Annotated in this window: 13 protein-coding genes, 1 tRNA gene and 2 rRNA genes (1 of these 16 running past the window's edge); 1 reads left to right on the top strand and 15 read right to left on the bottom strand. The window is 60.7% G+C overall.

What is annotated here, in order from left to right; translation table 11 throughout:
- Positions 1-11: 11 nt before the first annotated feature.
- The 12 genes from AC0NIE_RS10300 to AC0NIE_RS10245 all read right to left on the bottom strand — a co-directional run bounded on the left by AC0NIE_RS10300 (position 12) and on the right by AC0NIE_RS10245 (position 14,600).
- Complete coding sequence (locus tag AC0NIE_RS10300) at positions 12-857, bottom strand: EamA family transporter (protein WP_473486399.1); 846 nt, start codon at positions 855-857, stop codon at positions 12-14.
- A 7-nt stretch (positions 858-864) separates the two neighbouring features.
- On the bottom strand, positions 865-1,779 hold the full coding sequence (locus AC0NIE_RS10295) for an endonuclease/exonuclease/phosphatase family protein (RefSeq protein WP_473486398.1): 915 nt from the start codon (positions 1,777-1,779) through the stop codon (positions 865-867).
- Positions 1,780-2,148: 369 nt separating this feature from the next.
- Positions 2,149-3,699, bottom strand: coding sequence for a cation:proton antiporter (locus AC0NIE_RS10290; RefSeq protein WP_473486397.1), 1,551 nt, complete (start codon positions 3,697-3,699; stop codon positions 2,149-2,151).
- Between the two features lie 163 nt (positions 3,700-3,862).
- On the bottom strand, positions 3,863-4,927 hold the full coding sequence (locus AC0NIE_RS10285; RefSeq protein ID WP_473486396.1) for an ABC transporter ATP-binding protein: 1,065 nt from the start codon (positions 4,925-4,927) through the stop codon (positions 3,863-3,865).
- Positions 4,928-4,956: 29 nt separating this feature from the next.
- Entirely contained in the window at positions 4,957-5,751 is a 795-nt protein-coding gene (locus tag AC0NIE_RS10280) for an ABC transporter permease (protein ID WP_473486395.1), read from the bottom strand.
- Complete coding sequence (locus AC0NIE_RS10275) at positions 5,748-6,656, bottom strand: ABC transporter permease (RefSeq protein WP_473486394.1); 909 nt, start codon at positions 6,654-6,656, stop codon at positions 5,748-5,750. The genes AC0NIE_RS10280 and AC0NIE_RS10275 overlap by 4 nt, the downstream gene beginning before the upstream one ends.
- Before the next feature lie 57 nt (positions 6,657-6,713).
- Positions 6,714-7,820: an ABC transporter substrate-binding protein gene (locus AC0NIE_RS10270; RefSeq protein WP_473486393.1), complete on the bottom strand. Its 1,107-nt coding sequence runs from the start codon at positions 7,818-7,820 to the stop codon at positions 6,714-6,716.
- A gap of 241 nt (positions 7,821-8,061) precedes the next feature.
- On the bottom strand, positions 8,062-9,234 hold the full coding sequence (locus tag AC0NIE_RS10265; RefSeq protein WP_473486392.1) for an iron-containing alcohol dehydrogenase: 1,173 nt from the start codon (positions 9,232-9,234) through the stop codon (positions 8,062-8,064).
- Positions 9,235-9,251: 17 nt separating this feature from the next.
- Positions 9,252-10,640, bottom strand: a complete 1,389-nt coding sequence (locus AC0NIE_RS10260; RefSeq protein ID WP_473486391.1) for an aldehyde dehydrogenase family protein — start codon at positions 10,638-10,640, stop codon at positions 9,252-9,254.
- A gap of 87 nt (positions 10,641-10,727) precedes the next feature.
- Positions 10,728-12,098 (bottom strand): glutamine synthetase family protein, encoded by a 1,371-nt coding sequence (locus AC0NIE_RS10255; RefSeq protein WP_292210348.1) that lies wholly within the window; start codon positions 12,096-12,098, stop codon positions 10,728-10,730.
- 98 nt (positions 12,099-12,196) lie between these two features.
- The gene (locus AC0NIE_RS10250; RefSeq protein ID WP_419694648.1) at positions 12,197-13,762 is read right to left on the bottom strand and encodes an amino acid permease; all 1,566 of its coding nucleotides are present in this window, start codon (positions 13,760-13,762) and stop codon (positions 12,197-12,199) included.
- Positions 13,763-13,781: 19 nt separating this feature from the next.
- The gene (locus AC0NIE_RS10245; protein ID WP_473486390.1) at positions 13,782-14,600 is read right to left on the bottom strand and encodes an N-formylglutamate amidohydrolase; all 819 of its coding nucleotides are present in this window, start codon (positions 14,598-14,600) and stop codon (positions 13,782-13,784) included.
- A 152-nt stretch (positions 14,601-14,752) separates the two neighbouring features.
- Between AC0NIE_RS10245 and AC0NIE_RS10240 the strand changes: the two genes are divergently transcribed.
- Complete coding sequence (locus AC0NIE_RS10240) at positions 14,753-15,580, top strand: MurR/RpiR family transcriptional regulator (protein ID WP_292598548.1); 828 nt, start codon at positions 14,753-14,755, stop codon at positions 15,578-15,580.
- A gap of 103 nt (positions 15,581-15,683) precedes the next feature.
- On the opposite strand, the gene AC0NIE_RS10235 is transcribed toward AC0NIE_RS10240, so the two are convergent.
- The 3 genes from AC0NIE_RS10235 to AC0NIE_RS10225 all read right to left on the bottom strand — a co-directional run.
- Positions 15,684-15,760: transfer RNA gene (locus AC0NIE_RS10235), tRNA-Met, on the bottom strand.
- Between the two features lie 242 nt (positions 15,761-16,002).
- Positions 16,003-16,117, bottom strand: a 5S ribosomal RNA gene (rrf, locus tag AC0NIE_RS10230).
- 295 nt (positions 16,118-16,412) lie between these two features.
- Positions 16,413-18,800: ribosomal RNA gene (locus tag AC0NIE_RS10225) — 23S ribosomal RNA — on the bottom strand (it continues 432 nt past the right edge of the window).

Below are 18,800 nucleotides of genomic sequence, written 5' to 3'. Positions count from 1 at the left end.
AGGCGCTTAGCCTATCCGAGCCTCAGCGCGACGACGCCGGCAACAATGCTGAGCACGGCGGCACCGCGCCATCCTGTCATCTTCTCGCCGAGCGCAAACACCGAGATCATCATGGCGAACAGGATCGAGGTTTCGCGCAGCGCCGCGACCGAGGCGATCGGCGCCTTGGTCATCGCCCACATCACGATCCAGTAGGCGGCGCCGCTGAGCACGCCGGTGTACACGCCCGCCTTCCAGTCGCGCGCCAGCACCGGCAGCGCTTTTGGTCCGCGAAAGATCAGGCACAGCACCAACGCCCATGCCGCATCACAGACGAACAGCCATGCCGCATAGCTTGAGGCGGTATCGGCCAGCCGCGCGCCGCTGCCGTCGGAAAGCGTATAGCCGGCGATGAAGATCGAGGTGCCAAGCGCAAAGCCGACCGCGCGCAGGTTCAGCCTCTCCAGATGTGCGCCGCCGCGAAACGACAGCACCAGCGTGCCCGCCGACAGCAGGACGATGCCGAGAATAGCGAGTGGCGCCGGTACCTCGGCGACGACCACGATGCCGCCAAGTGCAGCCAGCAGCGGCGCCGTGCCGCGCGCCAGTGGATAGGTCTGGGCGAAATCGCCGGCCTTGTAGGCGCCGATCAGGAACGTCCTGTAGCCCATATGGAAGATCACCGAGGCGATGATGTACGGCCACACTTCCGCCCTCGGCACCTCGACGAAAGGCAGCGCCAGAAGCGCCACGGCGCCCATGCCGAGCGTCATCAGCGTGATCGACAGGAAGCGGTCGAGATGGACCTTGACCAGCGCGTTCCAGATCGCGTGCATGGCGGCGGCGGCAAGCACCGCGAAGAAGACGGACAGGGTCATCGGTGGCTCATGCGCCTCCGATCCCTGTCGCGAAGGGCGTTTCCAGGTCGATGTCGACCCGCAGCGGAAAATGATCCGAAGCGACTTCGCCGATATCGGCGCTGACCGAGCGCACCCGTCCCGCCAACATCCCGCCGACGAAGCAATGGTCGAGCCGGCGCTTTGTCAGCCTGCCGTCGATGGTTTTCACATGGGTGTGGAAATCCGACGTTGGTTCGCCGGCGACGGCGGCGGCATCGACGAAACCGTCGAGATAGGCCGCACCGCGATGATAGGGCATGCTGCCGACGATGCGCCGGTACTCGACGCTGCCTGGCTCCATGTTGAAATCGCCCATCCAGATCGCCGCCAGCGGGTTTTCCGGCTCCGGCTGGCCATTGCTCCAGTTGCGCACCGGCTCATCGTCGGCGCCGCTCCACGGGCCGCCGTCGGACGGCGCCCGGCGATGCTCGGCGAGCAGATAGTCGATCTGCTCCAGCCGCTCTTCGGCGGCGATATGCGCGAGATGCAGCGACAGCACCCGCACCGGACCGGCAGGGGTGTGGATCATGCATTCCAGCGCTGCGTTGCGGGTGTTGAGCGGACGCACGGTGCGGCGCAGCGGCAGCGTGTGCAGGCGCGACCAGACGATCGGCAGCTTGGACAGGACCATGGTGCCGAATTGCCGCCGCCGGTTGACGATGCGGCCGTCACGCCGCTCGCTGGCGTCCATGTCGAAGGCCGGCCCATAAACCCAATAGTATTCGGGCAGCAGTCGCGAAAGAAGTTCCGGCTGGTCGTCATCGCTGCTGCGCAGCCAGTGCCGCTCCACCTCTTGCAAGGCGATGATGTCGGCGCCGGCCACGACGCGTGCCGCGCGCGCGAGATCGTAGCGGCCGTCGCTGCCGAAGCCGTATTGGATGTTGTAGCTGACCAGCTTCATCGCTTAACCGGCTCAATTTCGTGATGGCAGTAGCCGTTTGGCGGATTGGTTGCAATGTGCAGCCGGGTGGAGAGAGCTTGGGCCAGGCAGCGCGCGGCTAGAGCATCGGACCCAAAAGCCTGCCCTCGGGGCCTGACCCGAGGGTGGTACCGGTTTTGGGAAAATCCGATGCTCAAACAAAAAGATAGAGCGGCCGTACGATTCGATTTGAATGTCCGCCGCTCTAAGAGACTGTTTCGAAATTCGCTCTGGCGAGTCATATGGTGGTGGTTTCGAGAACCGGCGCGCAGCGGACATTTGGGTCCGTGAGCACCGGAAGCGCAGAAAACGCCATCAGATGGCCGCCAGAGTAGAGTTTCCAAACGGTCTCTAAGTCGTCAGCGGCTGGAATCGTCCGGGCGGAGAGGCGGCCAGTTCCGACCAGTCGATTTCCTCCTCCAGGCGATGATATGCTTCGTCGCCGATCGTCCCGTCGATACGCAGCTGTTCCAGCGCGTCACGCTGGCTCTTGATGGCGTAGAGCCGCAACCTGTCGTACTCGGTCGCAGCCTGGGCGTCGTCAGGATTTTCGGCGATCACGCGCTGCGCGGTAAATTGCTCGCGGACCGCAACCGCGGCATTCGATGTCTTGCCGCTCAACACGTCCAGCGCTGCCTGCATGATGGCGACGCGCGCCTGCGCGACTTCGCGGTCGACAATTTCGTCCGGATCGAGACCAAGCAAGCGCAGCAGCGGCTTCAGGCTGATGCCTTGCAGCACCAATGTGCCGAGGACGACCGAGAAAGCGGCGAGCACGATCGGGTCGCGGCCCGGAAAGTCGGCCGGCAAGGCAAAAGCTGCAGCAAGGGTGACCAGACCGCGCATGCCGCACCAGCCGATCAGCACGCCGCCGCGAAACGACGGGGCTTCGGCCTGCCGATCCGCGTCACCGAAGCTGGCAAGCCACCTCATGATCGCGCCGCATCCCAGCACCCAGGCGAGACGCGAGACGATGACGACAGCCAGCACGGCTGCGGCGAAGACGAACGCTTCGACCTGCCCCTGCTCGGCAAGCCGGCCGACGATCAACCGTGCCTGAAGTCCCATCAGGACGAATGCCAGCACGTTGAGCACGAAGACCGCCGTCTCCCAGACCGAGTAGGAACTGACGCGATTTCTGGCCGGCATGCGGCGCGGCGCGGTGCGCGCGATGGTCATGGCATAGACCACGATTGTTATAATGGCGGAGAGCCCGATCCTGTCGGCCAGGATCCAAACGCCGAATGTTCCGGCAAATTGCACCACCGTGCCGCTTGCCGGATCTCTGATGCGACTGAGGGTGACGAGAGACAACTGGCCGAGCACATAACCAGCGGCAAGGCTGCCGACCGTCGACAGCAAGATCATTGGAACCGCGCTGCTCAGCAGGATGGAGCCGGCAGCGGTCGAAACCGCCATGCGGTAGATCAGGAGTGCCGTGGCGTCGTTGAGCAGGCTTTCGCCTTGCAGGATCGCGGTGACGCGGTGCGGCACCTTGAACTGTCCAAGCACGGCAGACGCCGCGACGGCATCGGGCGGCGCGACGATCGCGCCAAGGGCGATCGCCGCAGCGATCGGCAGGCCTGCCATTGTCCATCCAACGAGCGCCACGGCAGCGGTGGTGAAAACGACGGCGCCAAGCGCCAGCAAGACAAGCGGCAGTCTGTAGCGATTGAGATCGCGCAGTGACGTGTCGTAGGCCGCGTCAAGAAGCACCGGCGCGATGAACAAGGCGAGCGCCAGTTCGGGATCGATCTCGATGGTCGGCGCAAACGGCAGGAAGGCGATGCCCGCGCCTGCCAACGCCAGCAACGACGGATAGGGAACCTGGAGACGCCGCGACAGCGCCGTCAGCGCGACGGCGATCAGCAGAAGAATAAGGGTCAGCTCGAAAAGCGCCATGCCCTACCGTACCGGTGAAGCCGGGCGATTGGCACTGCAAAAAAACGGCGACCGGCTTTGGCTGGTGAATGGTGAATGGTGAATGGTGAATGGTCGCTTGCAGAGAAATTTCGGCGCGTAAAGTGCACTTCTTGCTATTCACCATTCACTATTCACTCTTGCCCTAATGCAGCACCAGCATGTCGCCTGACGAGAAGGAAATCTCGGCCTTTTCGCCGACGGCGGGCGGCGGTGTGGCCGGGCTGTTAAACGTGTCGAGCGACACCGTGCTGCCGCCGATGCCGACGCGAACCCGGATGACCGAGCCGAGGAAATGCACTTCGGTGATCTCGCCCGAAAGGCTCGCGTCGCGGCCGGGATGGCGGCCGAGCGAAATCGCTTCGGGCCGCAGTGCCAGCGACAGCGTGTCGCCGGACTTGGAGCCGTTGAGCTTGCCCTTGAGCGAGATCTCTTGCGCGTTGACGCGCACCTTGCCCGACGCCGCGTCGGTGACGGTACCCTCGAGCACGTTCAGTGTGCCGACGAAATTGGCGACGAACTTGGTTGCCGGCCGGTTGTAGATCTCGAACGGCGTGCCGACCTGCTCGGCCTTGCCGCCATACATGACGGCGATGCGGTCAGAGATCGACAGCGCCTCTTCCTGGTCGTGGGTGACGAAGACGGTGGTGATGCCGAGCTTCTTTTGGATCGAGCGGATTTCCTCGCGCAGCGACACGCGCACCTTGGCGTCGAGCGCCGACAGCGGCTCGTCGAGCAGCAGGAGCTTCGGCTTCGGCGCAATCGCCCGCGCCAGCGCGATACGCTGCTGCTGGCCGCCGGAGAGCTGATAGGGATAGCGGTCGCCCATCTGCGGCAGCTTGATGAGGTCGAGCATCTCGGCAACGCGCCTGTCGGCATCGGCCTTGGGCATGCCCGCGACCTTCAGCCCGAAGCCGATGTTTTGCGCCACGGTCAGGTTCGGAAACAGCGCGTAGGCCTGGAACACCATGCCGACATTGCGCTGGTTGGGCTTGAGCCGGGTGATGTCCTTGCCGGCCACCACGATCTTGCCGGCGCTCGGCTCCTCGAAGCCGGCGACCATGCGCAGCACCGTCGTCTTGCCGCAGCCCGACGGCCCGAGGAACGAGACGAATTCGCCCGGCTCGACGTCGAGATTGAAGTCCTGGACGACGGTGGTGGCGCCGAAAGCTTTTCGAACCTGCTGGATGGAGAGGAATGGCTCGGCCATGGCTTTTCTTTCGGTCAGTACTTTTTCGATCAGTTTGGCCGGTTCGCCGATCGCGGCGCAAAACGCGACAGGATCTGGATCAGCGACATACAGCCCCAGGTGATGGCGAACGAAATGAGCGCCAGTGCCGACGGCTCATAGGCACTGTTGGCGCCGATGTTCTGCAGATAGGGGCCGAAGGCCGGGCGATTCAGCAGCGAGGCCATGGTGAACTCGCCGATGACGATGGCAAAACTCAGGAACGCGCCGGATAGGACAGCGATCAGTACGTTCGGCAGGATGATGCGGGCGATGATGGTGGTCCAGCCGGCGCCGAGGATTTGTGCGGCTTCGGTGAGCGTTCTGACGTCGATGGTCCTGAGACCGGTATCGACCGCCCGGTACATATAAGGCAGCGCCAGCACTGCATAGCCGATGACCAGCAGAGCATCGGTGCCACGCGCCGTCGCCAGAAAAGGCAACGCTGAATTCGAACCGAACATTCTGATGTAGCCGAAGACGATGACGATAGCGGGGATAACCAGCGGCAGCAGGGTGATGAACTCTACGACCGGCCGCAGATTCGGTAGCCGCAGCCGTATCCAGTAAGCCGTCGGCACGACCAGGAGCACGCCCAAAAGGATGGTGAATACCGCCACAACGACGGAATAGGTAAATGTCGCCTGGAAATTCGGATCTTCGAAGACCGAGCGGTAGGCGTCAAAGGAATATTCCCCTCGCCGCTTACGCAAGGAGAATTCAAAGGTCGCCACAAGCGGCAGGACGAAATAAGTGGTTCCCACGCCAAAAACGAGCCAGGCCCAAAAGCGGTTGCCTTGCTTCATTTCAGCCACCGTTCGGCTCGCCGTTGGAACAAGATATAGAAGAGATTGGCCAGGCCGGTGATGACGATCATGCCGAATGCAAGTGCGTAGCCTAGATTCGGATTGTAAAGCACGTCGCCGCGAATCTGCGCGAACAGCTGAATTGGCACGATGTTGAGTGACGGCCCCGTCAGTGCATAGGCCGTTGCGACCGCCCCGAACGCGTTGGCAAAGAGGAGGACCGTCGTACCGAGAAAACTCGGCCATAACACCGGGATGACCACCATGCGCCAATATTGCCAATTGGTTGCCCCGAGCGTCGCGGCAGCTTCGCCCCATTCCTTCTTCAGCCCATCGACCGCCGGTGTGATGATCACGATCATCAACGGAATCTGGAAATAAAGGTAGGTGAGAATCAGACCCCAGAACGAAAAGATACTGAAGCCGAGCGAATAGATGTTAATGCCGAAAATGTCACGCAACAGGATCGTCGCCACTCCGAGCCGACCTAGCGTCGCGATGAACGAGAATGCCAGCGGTACGCCGGCGAAATTCGAGGCGACGCCCGAGAAGGTCAATGTTGCCGAGCGTAACCACGGCGGCAAGCCTCCGCGAACGACTGCCACGGCCATCGCCAGACCGATCAAGGCGCCAAGGATCGCAGAAACAAAGCTGATCTGAATGGATACCCAATAGGCCGCCGCGAGCTTGGGTTGCGACAACGCTATGATGTTGTCGAACGTATAGTCGCCGGCTGCATTTTTGAACGCGCCCGCGATCAGCCCGACCGTGGGCAAGATCAGGAAGACCAGTGCGAAAGCGAAGAACGGAGTTACGCCTAACCAATGCAGTGGCAGCCGAAGGCGGCTGATCTCCGGCGCGCGAGGACTGACGCGGGCTGTCTCGGATATTGTGGAGTCTGCCATGGAATTCCCGAAGCTGGCATAGGGCGCCGGGCGGCTCGCCGCCCGGCGCCCTATGAATTACTTCACGACGGCGCCAACGATGGCATCCCAATTCGTGCTGATTTCCTTCTTGGCGGCGTTCTGTTCCTCCAAGGTTGGGAAGATCGCTTTTTCGTAGTTCTCGGCCGCCGGCAGCTTGTCCAGCATCTCCTTCGGGATCACGCCCTTCTTGGCTAGATCATTGAAGCGGATCGGGTGGCAATAGCCCTTCAGCCAGCCGAGCTGGCCTTCGTCTGAATAGAGATACTCCATCCACAGCTTGGCGGCGTTCGGATGCGGCGCATAGGCGCTGATCGCCTGTACGTAGACGCCTGCGACCACCGCTCCCTTTGGCACGACGATTTCGATTTCCGGATTGCCGGCCATCTTGTCGCGCATGGCAAGCAGGTTGTAGTCCCAGTTCATCACGATCGGTGTCGTGCCCTGGGCGACAGCTGCCGCTTCACCGTCGACCGGCACGAAGTTGCCGCCATCGTTGAGCTGCTTGAAGAACTGCAGACCCTTGGCGGCGGCATCCTGGCCGCCGGTACCGCCAGCCGCGAGGCCCGAAGCGTAAACCGACATGACGGCGTTGTTCGATGTGCGCGGGTCACCGGCGAGCGCCACCGAGTTGGCATATTCCGACTTCAGCAGGTCAGCCCAGTCCTGTGGTGCGTTCTGCACGACGGCCTTGTTCACGCCGAAGGCGAGCACGCCATAATAGTCGCCGTACCAGTAGCCATCGGCATCCTTGGCGCTGTCAGGGATCGTATCCCAGGTCGACACCTTGTAGGGCTGGATCAGGCTGTCTGCCTTGGCGGACGGGCCAAAAGACAGGCCGACGTCGATGACATCAGGCGCCTGCGGGCCCTTATTGTCCTTGTTGGCCTTGATCGCCTCGATCTCGTCGCCGGAGCCGGCATCGGGATTGAGCTCGTTGATGGTGATTTCCGGATACTTCGCCTTGAAGCCGGCGATGACGTCGCCGTAGCCGCACCAGCTGTGCGGCAGCGCGATGGTGGTGAGTTGGCCTTCCGCCTTGGCGGCGGCGACCAGTTCATCCATGGACTGCGCCGACGAGATGGCAGAGGTCGCCATCAGGGCGACGGCCGTGAGGGAAAGCACTTTTCCCGTGAATTTGAACATGTGTTCTCTCCGTTGAACTGACGCCGTTGGACGCCTGCGATGCGGTATCGTTTTCGTGTGACAACCCGATGAAAGCTTTGTGAAAGCGATGCCCAGCAGTACGAAAAAGTAAACTCTTTTTAACCGGCTGTAGCAATCGCTCCGCGATTATTTTTCCGGCTAACGAATTTCGGTCTTACCTTTCATCTCTTCCCCTTTCTTTGCCCTCATTTCCCAGATCAATTTTCGGCGCGAAACCGTCTCAAACGGTGCCGGCAATGGCATTGTCGAGCAACGTCAGCGCCGCCTTCCTGGTCAGCTTGACCGGGTTGCCGCCGGCGGTCGGATCGACCACCGCCATGTCGGCGATCAGGCCCTTGCGCTTCTTGTCCATGTCGAGCCCCTTGATCAGGCCCGGCAGCGCGTGCGGCACCTTCAATTCCTTGCGCAGCTTGATGACAGCCTTGGCGAAGCCGTCGAAGCCGCCTTTGATGCCGCAATAAGCCGCGAGCCGGGCGATGCGCGCCTCGATGGCGTCGCGGTTGAAGGCCAGCACATAAGGCATAAACACGGCGTTGGTCATGCCATGATGGGTGTCGTAAAGCGCGCCGATCGGATGCGACAGCGAGTGGATGGCGCCCAGCCCCTTCTGGAAGGCGGCAGCACCCATCGCTGCCGCACTCATCATGTGGGCGCGGGCGACGAGATCCTTGCCGTTGGCATAGGCTTTGGGCAGGTTCTCGAAGACGAGCCGCACGCCTTCGACCGCGATGCCATCGGCCATCGGATGATAGCCCGGCGCGCAATAGGCTTCCAGGCAGTGGGCAAGCGCGTCCATGCCGGTGCCGGCGGTGATGAAGCCCGGCATGCCGACCGACAGTTCCGGATCGGCGATGACGATGGCCGGCAAAAGTTTCGGATGGAAGATGACCTTCTTGGTGTGGGTCGCTTCATTGGTGATGACGCCGGCGCGGCCAACTTCCGATCCGGTGCCGGCGGTGGTCGGCACAGCGATGATCGGCGCGATCGCATCGGAGTTGGCGCGCGTCCACCAGTCACCGACATCTTCGAAATCCCAGACCGGCCGCGCCTGGCCGGCCTGGAAGGCGATCAGCTTGCCGAGGTCGAGCGCCGAGCCACCGCCGAAGGCGATGACGCCGTCATGCTTGCCCTTCTTGAACACGGCAATGCCGGCGGTCAGGTTGGAGTCGACCGGGTTCGGCTTGACCTCGGAAAACACGCCATAGGGCACCTTGGCGTCGTCGAGGATCTTCAACGTAGAAGCGACGACCGGAAGTTTGGCCAGCCCTGGATCGGTAACGAACAGCGGCCGTTTGATGCCGGTCGCATCAAGCACATCAGGCAATTCCTTGATGCGCCCCGCGCCGAAGCGCACGGTTGTCGGGTAGTTCCATTTGGAAATCAATTTTGTCATTTTTATCTTTCAGAAAATCAGATGGCTTCACGCAGATGATATGACTTCGGCCTCGTCAGATTGTCGTAGCCGATGGCCGACAGCGCAGCGCCCTTGCCGGTGTCCTTGACGCCGGTCCAGACCAGCGCCGGATCGAGATAGTCGCAGCGGTTCATGAACACGGTGCCGGTCTCGATGCGATCGCCGAGAGCCGCAGCATGGTCGGTGTCGCGCGTCCAGATCGAGGCCGTCAGCCCGTAGGGGCTGTCGTTCATCAGCGCGATCGCCTCTTCGTCGTTGCGCACCTTCATGATGCCGACGATCGGCCCGAAACTTTCCTCGCGCATGACGCTCATCTGGTGATCGACCTCGGTCAGCACTTCCGGCGCCAGATAGGGCGAGCCTTGCTCGTCATTGGCCACCTTCATGTTGATGTGGGCCTTGGCGCCCTTGCGCAGCGCCTCGGCCTTTTGCTCGCGGATCAGGTCGGCGAAGCGCGCCTGTGCCATCGGCCCCATCGTCGTCCCCTGGTCGAGCGGATTGCCGACGACGTAGTTCTTGGTTTCGGCGATGAAGCCTTCGACGAATTCGTCATAGACCTTCTCGTGGACATAGACGCGCTCGATGCCGCAGCAGCACTGGCCGGAATTGTAGAAGGCGCCGTCGACCAGGTTGGCGACGGCATGGTCCATCTTGGCGTCGGCCAGGACATAGGCCGGGTCCTTGCCGCCGAGTTCGAGGCCGAGCGTCATGAAGGTGCCTGCCGCGGCCTTCTCGATGGCGCGTCCGCCGGCGACCGAGCCGGTGAAGTTGACATGGTCGATCTTGCCTGAGCCGAGCAGTCTTTCGGTCTGCACATGGTTCATGACGAGGTTCTGGAACAGGCCCCTTGGCAGGCCGGCTTTGTCGAAAGCCTGCTGAAAGCGTTCGCCGACCAGCAGCGTCTGCGCCGCGTGCTTGAGGATGACGGCACTGCCGGCCATCAGCGAAGGCACGATAGTGTTGACGGCGGTGAGATAGGGATAGTTCCACGGCGCAATCACCATGACCACGCCGAGCGGCACCTTCTTCACATAGCGGCGAAACCCGTCCTTCGGATTGGAGGCCATCACCGGCTTGAGTGCCGCTTCGGCGATCTCGACCATGTAGTTGGTGCGTTCCTTGACGCCGCCGAATTCGCCGCCATAGCGCACCGGACGACCCATCTGCCAGGCAATCTCCGGCACGATCTCGTCGGTCATGGCGACCAACGCTTCCAGCATGGCAAGCATGTATTTGCCGCGCTCGACGACCGGCGTCTCAGCCCATTTCTCCTGCGCCGCCTTGGCACGCTCGACCGCCGCATTGATCGCCTGGTCCGTGGCCACAGGCCGTTCGGCATAGATCGAACCATCGACGGGAGATTTTATCTTGACCGTTTCGGTCATTCCTTGAGTCCTCGCAGTTTATGACAATCTCGGTTTTGAGCCGCCCGCCCGTCGGGCGGCAAAGGCTGAACGGCAGCGCTGGCGTAGTTAGTACCGCTCGAACCCCCTGTGCAGTTCCCAATCGGTAATGCGGCGGTCGTATTCGAACTGCTCCCAATGCGCCGTATGGACATAATGCTCGAGCACGCCGTCGCCGAGCGCCTGCTTCAGCATCTCCGATTTCGCCAGCGTCTCGGTGGCATCACGCAGGGTCTTCGGAATTTCCGGCAGCTGCGAGGCTTGATAGGCATCGCCGACGAAGGGTTTTTGCAGTTCAAGCTTTTCGTCGATGCCGGCAAGGCCGGCCGCGATCAGCGCGGCGAAGGCGAGATAGGGGTTCAGATCGGCGCCGCCGATGCGGCATTCCATGCGGATGCCCTTGGTGCCCTCGCCGCACAGGCGGAAACCGGCGGTGCGGTTGTCCTCGCTCCACATGATCTTGGTCGGCGCGAAGGTGCCGGCCTGGAAGCGCTTGTAGGAGTTGACGTAGGGCGCCAGGAACCAGGTGAATTCCTTGGCGTATTTGAGCTGGCCCGCCGCCCATTGCTGGCCGAGCGTCGACAGTGTCCAGTCGGCCTTCTTGTCGTAGAAAAGCGGCGTCTCGCCGTCGGCGCTCCACAGCGAATTGTGGATGTGGCTGGAATTGCCGGCCAGCCCGTAATTGTACTTGGCCATGAACGAAATCGCCTTGCCTTCGGACTCGGCGATTTCCTTGGCGCCGTTCTTCAGGATGACGTGGCGGTCGGCCATCTCGAGCGCCTCGGCATAACGCACATTGATTTCTTCCTGGCCGGGGCCCCACTCGCCCTTGGAGTTCTCGATCGGAATGCCGGCCGCTTGCATCTCGTTGCGCAGCCGGCGCATGACGCCTTCTTCCTTGGTGGTGATGCCGATCTGGTAGTCGCCGATATAGGGCGAGGCTGTGTCGAGGCCTTGCCAATGCTTCTTGCGAGCGGAATCGTAGGTTTCGCTGAACAGATAGAATTCGAGCTCGGAGGCGAAATAGCCGAGATAGCCGCGCTCGCTCAGCCGCTTGACCTGCTTCTTCAGGATGGCGCGCGGCGAATGCGGCAGGTCGTCATGGGTGTGGTGGTCGAGCACGTCGCAGATCACCAGCGCCGTCTTTTCCAGCCATGGAATGCGCCGCAGCGTCGACAGATCGGGCTTCATGACGAAGTCGCCGTAACCCTTCGACCAGCTCGCCGCCTTGTAGCCGGGCACCGGTTCCATATCGATGTCGGCGGCCAAGAGATAGTTGCAGCCATGCGTCTCGTCATGGGCGGAATCGACGAAATACTGTGCCAGGAACCGCTTTCCCGCCAGCCGCCCCTGCATGTCGACAATACAGGCCAGCACCGTGTCGACCTCACCGCTGGAGACCGCTTTCTTCAACTGATCGAACGAAAAATTTCCGGCCATTCCTTTGGCACTCCAGTGCTTGTCGTTTTGAGCTTGTCACTTGGAAGATGTGGAACGCCATGGCCGGCAAGGCGCCGGCCATGATCATGAAGAGGGTGTCAGACGCCGGCTTCGCCTATGGCTACCTCGGCAGCCTTGATCGCCGCCTGACGCTTTGCAATCTGGTCACCAATCGGCGGACCCTGGAAGCGGCGGTTCTCGAAAGCGAACCAGATTATGAGTGCCAGCAAAACGAAACCGACGGTAATCTCAAGCGCCCAGTCATTCGGCGGCTGAATGCCGATGAAGAAAATCAGCGCCATTGACAAGAGAGAGAGGATCGCAAACAGACGATAAGCTCCGATGCCCATATTCCACGGGCCCATCGCCGGCCATTTCGGGCCGCCTATCGTTACCAGGCCCAGCGCAATCGGCACTGCAAATGACAGGAATAGGAAGATGACGGTGCACGACACGACGATGGAGTACGCCGGCGTACCAGCGATCGTGATGGCAGAGGTCAGCCAGACGAATAGGATCGCCAGGATGGAGGCTCCCCATATCGCGGCGACCGGCGTCCGGTGCTTCGGGCTAACGGTCGCCAGTTGCTTGGAAATGCCGGGCATTCCGCCATCCCGCGAGAAGGCAAAGAGCATGCGCGAAGCCGACGTTACCGTGGCAAGGCCACAGAGCCATTGCGAAACGAAGATCGCAACGTAGAGGATCTGCTTGACCGCCGGATTCACCTGCGCATCCATCGCCCAGAAGAACACGTTCCAGCCCTGTTTTGCGGCGTCGTCCATGCTGGGGATCATCAGCACGAACGCACACAACATGATCCAGCCGAACAGCCCCGACCAAAATACAGAAGAAACCATGCCGCGAGGAACTGAATGCGCCGCCTTCAATGTCTCTTCCGACGTGTGCGCTGAAGCGTCATAGCCGGTGATGGTGTAGATCGGCAGCAACAGGCCAAGCAGGAACGCCATGCCTCCCGAAACCGCGACTGGCCATACCGAGCTTGCGCCTTCGGTGCCCGTGTAGTTGGCGAAGGTGAACAGCCTTCCGAATTCAAAACTCGAAGCAGAGCCCAGACAAACAAGGGTCAGCGCGATCGCCGTGGCAAAGATCAGGTAACCAGAGAAGTCAGTCAGCTTGGCCGTCAGCTTAATGCCGAAATGATTGACCAGAGCCTGAAGCACGGTGATGACGGCCACGAAGACGACGCGATGGGTCAGTGTGTCCTCGACGCCGAACATGGAACCGAAAGCTCCAAAAAAGAAGTAGAATGTGCCGACGTTGATGGCGCCGAGTACCGTCACGAGGCCGAGCAGGTTGAGCCAGGCCGACAGCCATCCGGTGAAGCGATTGCCAAGGATAGAGCCCCAATGGTACAGGCCGCCCGCTGTCGGATAGGCCGAGGAAATCTGTGCAAGTGCCAGCGCAAAAACGCCTGAAATCAAAACACCCACGGGCCAGCCGATGCCTATCGCCGCGCCACCGGCGCCTGATGTGGCCTGACCGAGCGAATTGATACCGCCAGACAAAATACAGATGATCGAGAACGAGATCGCGAAATTGGAAAACTTGCTCATGCTACGCTCGAGTTCTTGAGCGTAGCCCATTCCATGGAGGACGTTTACGTCCTCCTTCTTGTCGACTTCCGTATATTCTTGAGCTGACATTTTTGTCCCCTTCTGGTTCTTAGCTAGCCGATTGTACTGACTTTCCCACTGCGCTTGGTCTGGAGCTCCTGGCCTCCTCGGGCTCCAGATCTAGAAAAATCCCCGTGAGCAGATCCGCCCATTTCCGCTGCCCGGCTTCGTCGGATATTTCGTCGTTGCGGATTTCGATCATCGCGCAGGGTAGCCCCCGCGGGCGCGCGTGCCGTTCCAGCGTGAAATAAACGCGGTCGGCCGGCGAATAGGGTTCGTTGACGCCGACATTGACGCCGGCGAGCCGCTGCAGCGCGGCGACAAGCGGCGCCGCAAGCCGGCGATCCTCGTCATGGATGATGCCGATGTGCCAGGGCCGGCTATTGCCCCTGTAGACCGGGGTGAAGGAATGGATTGAAACCAGCCGCGTCTCAAGCCCGCGCGCCCGCCTTTTGTCGATGATGTCAGCGACCGCATCGTGGAAGGGCTGCCAGGACAGGGCGATGCGCGCGGCGCGCTGCTTTTCCGACAGGCCGGCATTGCCCGGAATGGCCGTGCTCTCGCTGACCGGCGGCACCAGATCGGGTGCGTCGAGCGGGCGGTTGCAGTCGATGACAAGGCGCGAAATGCGGGTCTCGACCAGCGTCGCGTCAAGCGCCTCGGCCATGCGGCGGGCGACCGGCAGCGCGCCGGGATCCCAGGCGATGTGGCGGGAGAGCTCTTCGGCAGCAAGGCCGAGCGTTCCGAATTCCGGCGGCAGGAAATTGGAGGCGTGGTCGCAGGTCAGCACGAAAGGGCTCGATCCGCCGGGGTTCGTCACCCTCACGGTTTCAGGCGATGCAAGGCTGGCGGGCCGTGCTGTCTCCATTATCCTGTCGTCCCCGGGGAGCGCTGTATCGTATGTTACGTATTTTGCCTCATTGCGTCCCTGTGGATGATTTCATACAGTTTGTCGGGCTTTGTCAAACGCGATTTCGGGTCAAATGCGATTTCGGCAAAACGGCCAGGCATGGGGAAAAGATGATTTCGAGCATTGCCGAACTGATCTCGGACCGCATCGGTACGATGCCGGCGGGCGAGCGCCGCGCAGCGCAAACGCTGATCGCCAGCTATCCGCTGATCGGCCTGAAGACTGTCGCCGAGTTCTCAGCTGCCGCCGGCGTCTCCTCGCCGACGATCCTGCGTTTCGTCGCCCGGCTCGGATTCCAGAACTACCCGGAATTCCAGTCGGCGCTGCAGGACGAACTGGCGGCGCAACTGCAGTCGCCGGCGTCACGGACGCTCAACCCGCCATCGCCGAACGGCGGCGCGGTGTCGCCGATGCTGGAGGCGACGCTCGACAACCTGCGCGAGACGTTCAGGCACCTGTCGGACAAGCAGCTTGCCGACATCGTTGCAAAGCTTGCCGATCGGCGCGGCAAGACATTCCTGATCGGTGGCCGCTTCACCGATCCGCTGGCGCGCTACATGGCCGCCCACCTCGCCATCATCCAGCCCAATGTCTTTCACCTCGCCGGACAGGAAAGCGTCTGGCGCGACCGGCTGATCGACATGGGCAAGCGCGACGTGCTGGTGATCTTCGACATCAGGCGCTACCAGGACAGCCTGGTCCGTTTCGCCGAGACGGCGCATCAGCGCGGCGTGCAGATCGTGCTGTTCACCGACCAGTGGCTGTCGCCGATCGCCCGCTTTGCCCGCCATGTCATCGCCGGGCGCACCGCCGTACCCTCGGCCTGGGACTCCTCCGCGGCCCTTTTCGTCGTTGCCGAAACGCTGATCGGCGCCGTCACCCGGCAGCTCGAGGCCGACGGCGCCAAACGCATCCGCGAGCTGGAAAGCCTGCGGTAGGCCGACGCGGCCTGAACTCGACCGCATGATCGCTTCCGCGCCGGAAACCGCGCCAGGCCGCAAACGCAAAACGGCCCGCGCGAGGCGGGCCGTTTTGTGTATTTGGTTGCGGGGACAGGATTTGAACCTGTGACCTTCAGGTTATGAGCCTGACGAGCTACCGGGCTGCTCCACCCCGCGTCAACTTGACGGCGAATGCCGGCCGGGCAGCCCGGACTTTTTGGTTTGTCCGTCCTCGAGGCCTTCGGCCTTTGCGGGCGGACGGGGCGCTGCTCCACCCCGCGTCAACTTTCAAGCAAGTCAGCGCTTTACTTAGGTACGAGTTCCGCCAAATGAAAGGGCCGCTTGCGCGGCCCGAGCTCCCGTTTGGCGGGCCTTTTGGTAGAGAGAAGATTTGGATTTTTGCGACGTGCGTTTTGCAGACCTGGCAGCGACCTACTCTCCCGCGTCTTGAGACGAAGTACCATCAGCGCTGGAGCGTTTCACGGCCGAGTTCGGAATGGGATCGGGTGCAGCCGCTCCGCCATAACCACCAGGTCGGCAAAGCGCACGTTGCTCGAGAAGCTTTTTGAGCGAATAGCCAATAGTGAGTAGCGAATAGGGAACCCTATTTTCTGCTCTCTCTGAGCTGTTCGCTGGTCTTATGTGTGCCTTTACCGTTCTTTTGGTCTTGGCGCCTTTCGAAGCGAAGCTTCGCAAGGTCGACCGACCGTCGGCGCCGATGCGCCGCACCCACGTAGCGCCGCCCGCAGGGCGGAACAAGCGTGAGTGAGAACAGACCATCTCGGCGCAATCCGAAGGATTGCGCTGGCGATGGGCATAAGGAATGAGAACGATCAAGCCGATCGAACTATTAGTACCGGTAAGCTTCAAGCGTTGCCGCTCTTCCACACCCGGCCTATCAACGTGGTCGTCTTCCACGGTTCTCAGGGAATACTCGTTTTAAGGTGGGTTTCCCGCTTAGATGCCTTCAGCGGTTATCCCGTCCGGATATAGCTACCCTGCTATGCGGCTGGCGCCACAACAGGTCCACCAGAGATCCGTCCATCCCGGTCCTCTCGTACTAGGGACAGATCCTTTCAATATTCCTACACCCACGGCAGATAGGGACCGAACTGTCTCACGACGTTCTGAACCCAACTCACGTACCGCTTTAAATGGCGAACAGCCATACCCTTGGGACCTGCTCCAGCCCCAGGATGCGATGAGTCGACATCGAGGTGCCAAACAACCCCGTCGATATGGACTCTTGGGGGTCATCAGCCTGTTATCCCCGGCGTACCTTTTATCCGTTGAGCGATGGCCCTTCCACGCGGGACCACCGGATCACTATGACCGACTTTCGTCTCTGCTCGACTTGTCAGTCTCGCAGTCAGGCAGGCTTATGCCATTGCACTCAGCGAACGATTTCCGACCGTTCTGAGCCCACCATCGCGCGCCTCCGTTACTCTTTAGGAGGCGACCGCCCCAGTCAAACTACCCACCATACATTGTCCCGGACCCGGATAACGGGCCGCGGTTAGACATCCATAGTGATAAGGGTGGTATTTCAAGGGTGGCTCCACCTGAGCTGGCGCCCAGGTTTCAAAGCCTACCACCTATCCTACACATGCCACTACGAATGCCAATGTAAAGCTATAGTAAAGGTGCACGGGGTCTTTCCGTCTAACCGCAGGAACCCCGCATCTTCACGGGGAATTCAATTTCACTGAGTCTATGCTGGAGACAGCGGGGAAGTCGTTACGCCATTCGTGCAGGTCGGAACTTACCCGACAAGGAATTTCGCTACCTTAGGACCGTTATAGTTACGGCCGCCGTTTACTGGGGCTTCGATTCAGAGCTTGCACCCCTCCTCTTAACCTTCCAGCACCGGGCAGGCGTCAGACCCTATACGTCGTCTTGCGACTTCGCAGAGCCCTGTGTTTTTGATAAACAGTCGCTACCCCCTGGTCTGTGCCACCCTCCTCCACTTGCGTGGAAAAGGGTCACGCTTCTTCCGAAGTTACGCGTGCAATTTGCCGAGTTCCTTCAGCATAGTTCTCTCAAGCGCCTTGGTATACTCTACCAGTCCACCAGTGTCGGTTTCGGGTACGGTCTATAAGGAGGAGCTATTTCCTGGAACCACGCAGCAGCCCGTTCAATCCGATAAGATTGGACTACCTCAATGATCCGTCACTTCCTCCAGGCCCACGAATATTAACGTGGTTCCCATCGTCTACGCATTTCTGCCTCGACTTAGGGGCCGGCTAACCCTGCTCAGATTAGCTTTAAGCAGGAACCCTTGGACTTTCGGCGGGGGAGTCTCTCACTCCCCTTACGTTACTCATGTCAGCATTCGCACTTCTGATACCTCCACCACCCCTCACGGGTATGGCTTCATCAGCTTACAGAACGCTCCGCTACCGCTCGTGATTGCTCACGAACCCTAAGCTTCGGTGTATGGCTTGAGCCCCGTTACATTTTCGGCGCAAAGACCCTTATTTAGACCAATGAGCTGTTACGCTTTCTTTAAATGATGGCTGCTTCTAAGCCAACATCCTGGTTGTTTTGGGATCCTCACATCCTTTCCCACTTAGCCATAACTTGGGGACCTTAGCTGTAGGTCAGGGTTGTTTCCCTTTTCACGACGGACGTTAGCACCCGCCGTGTGTCTGCCGACTAGTACTCCCAGGTATTCGGAGTTTGGTTAGGTTTGGTAATCCGGTGAGGACCCCTAGCCCATCCAGTGCTCTACCCCCTGGGGTATTCGGTCGACGCTCTACCTAAATAGATTTCGCGGAGAACCAGCTATTTCCGAGTTTGATTGGCCTTTCACCCCTAGCCACAAGTCATCCCGAACTATTGCAACAGTTATGGGTTCGGTCCTCCAGTAAGTGTTACCTTACCTTCAACCTGCTCATGGCTAGATCACTCGGTTTCGGGTCTAATGCGACGAACTGAACGCCCTGTTCAGACTCGCTTTCGCTGCGCCTACACCTAGCGGTTTAAGCTTGCTCGTCACACTAAGTCGCTGACCCATTATACAAAAGGTACGTGGTCACCCAGGACGAACCTTGGACTCCCACTGTTTGTAGGCAATCGGTTTCAGGTACTCTTTCACTCCCCTTGTCGGGGTGCTTTTCACCTTTCCCTCACGGTACTAGTTCGCTATCGGTCATGCACGAGTACTTAGGCTTGGAGGGTGGTCCCCCCAATTTCAGACAGGATTTCACGTGTCCCG

It is taken from the genome of Mesorhizobium sp. WSM4842 (assembly GCF_055901575.1).
Note: the sequence above shows the minus strand (reverse complement) of the source record. Positions and strands in the feature narration are given on the sequence as shown.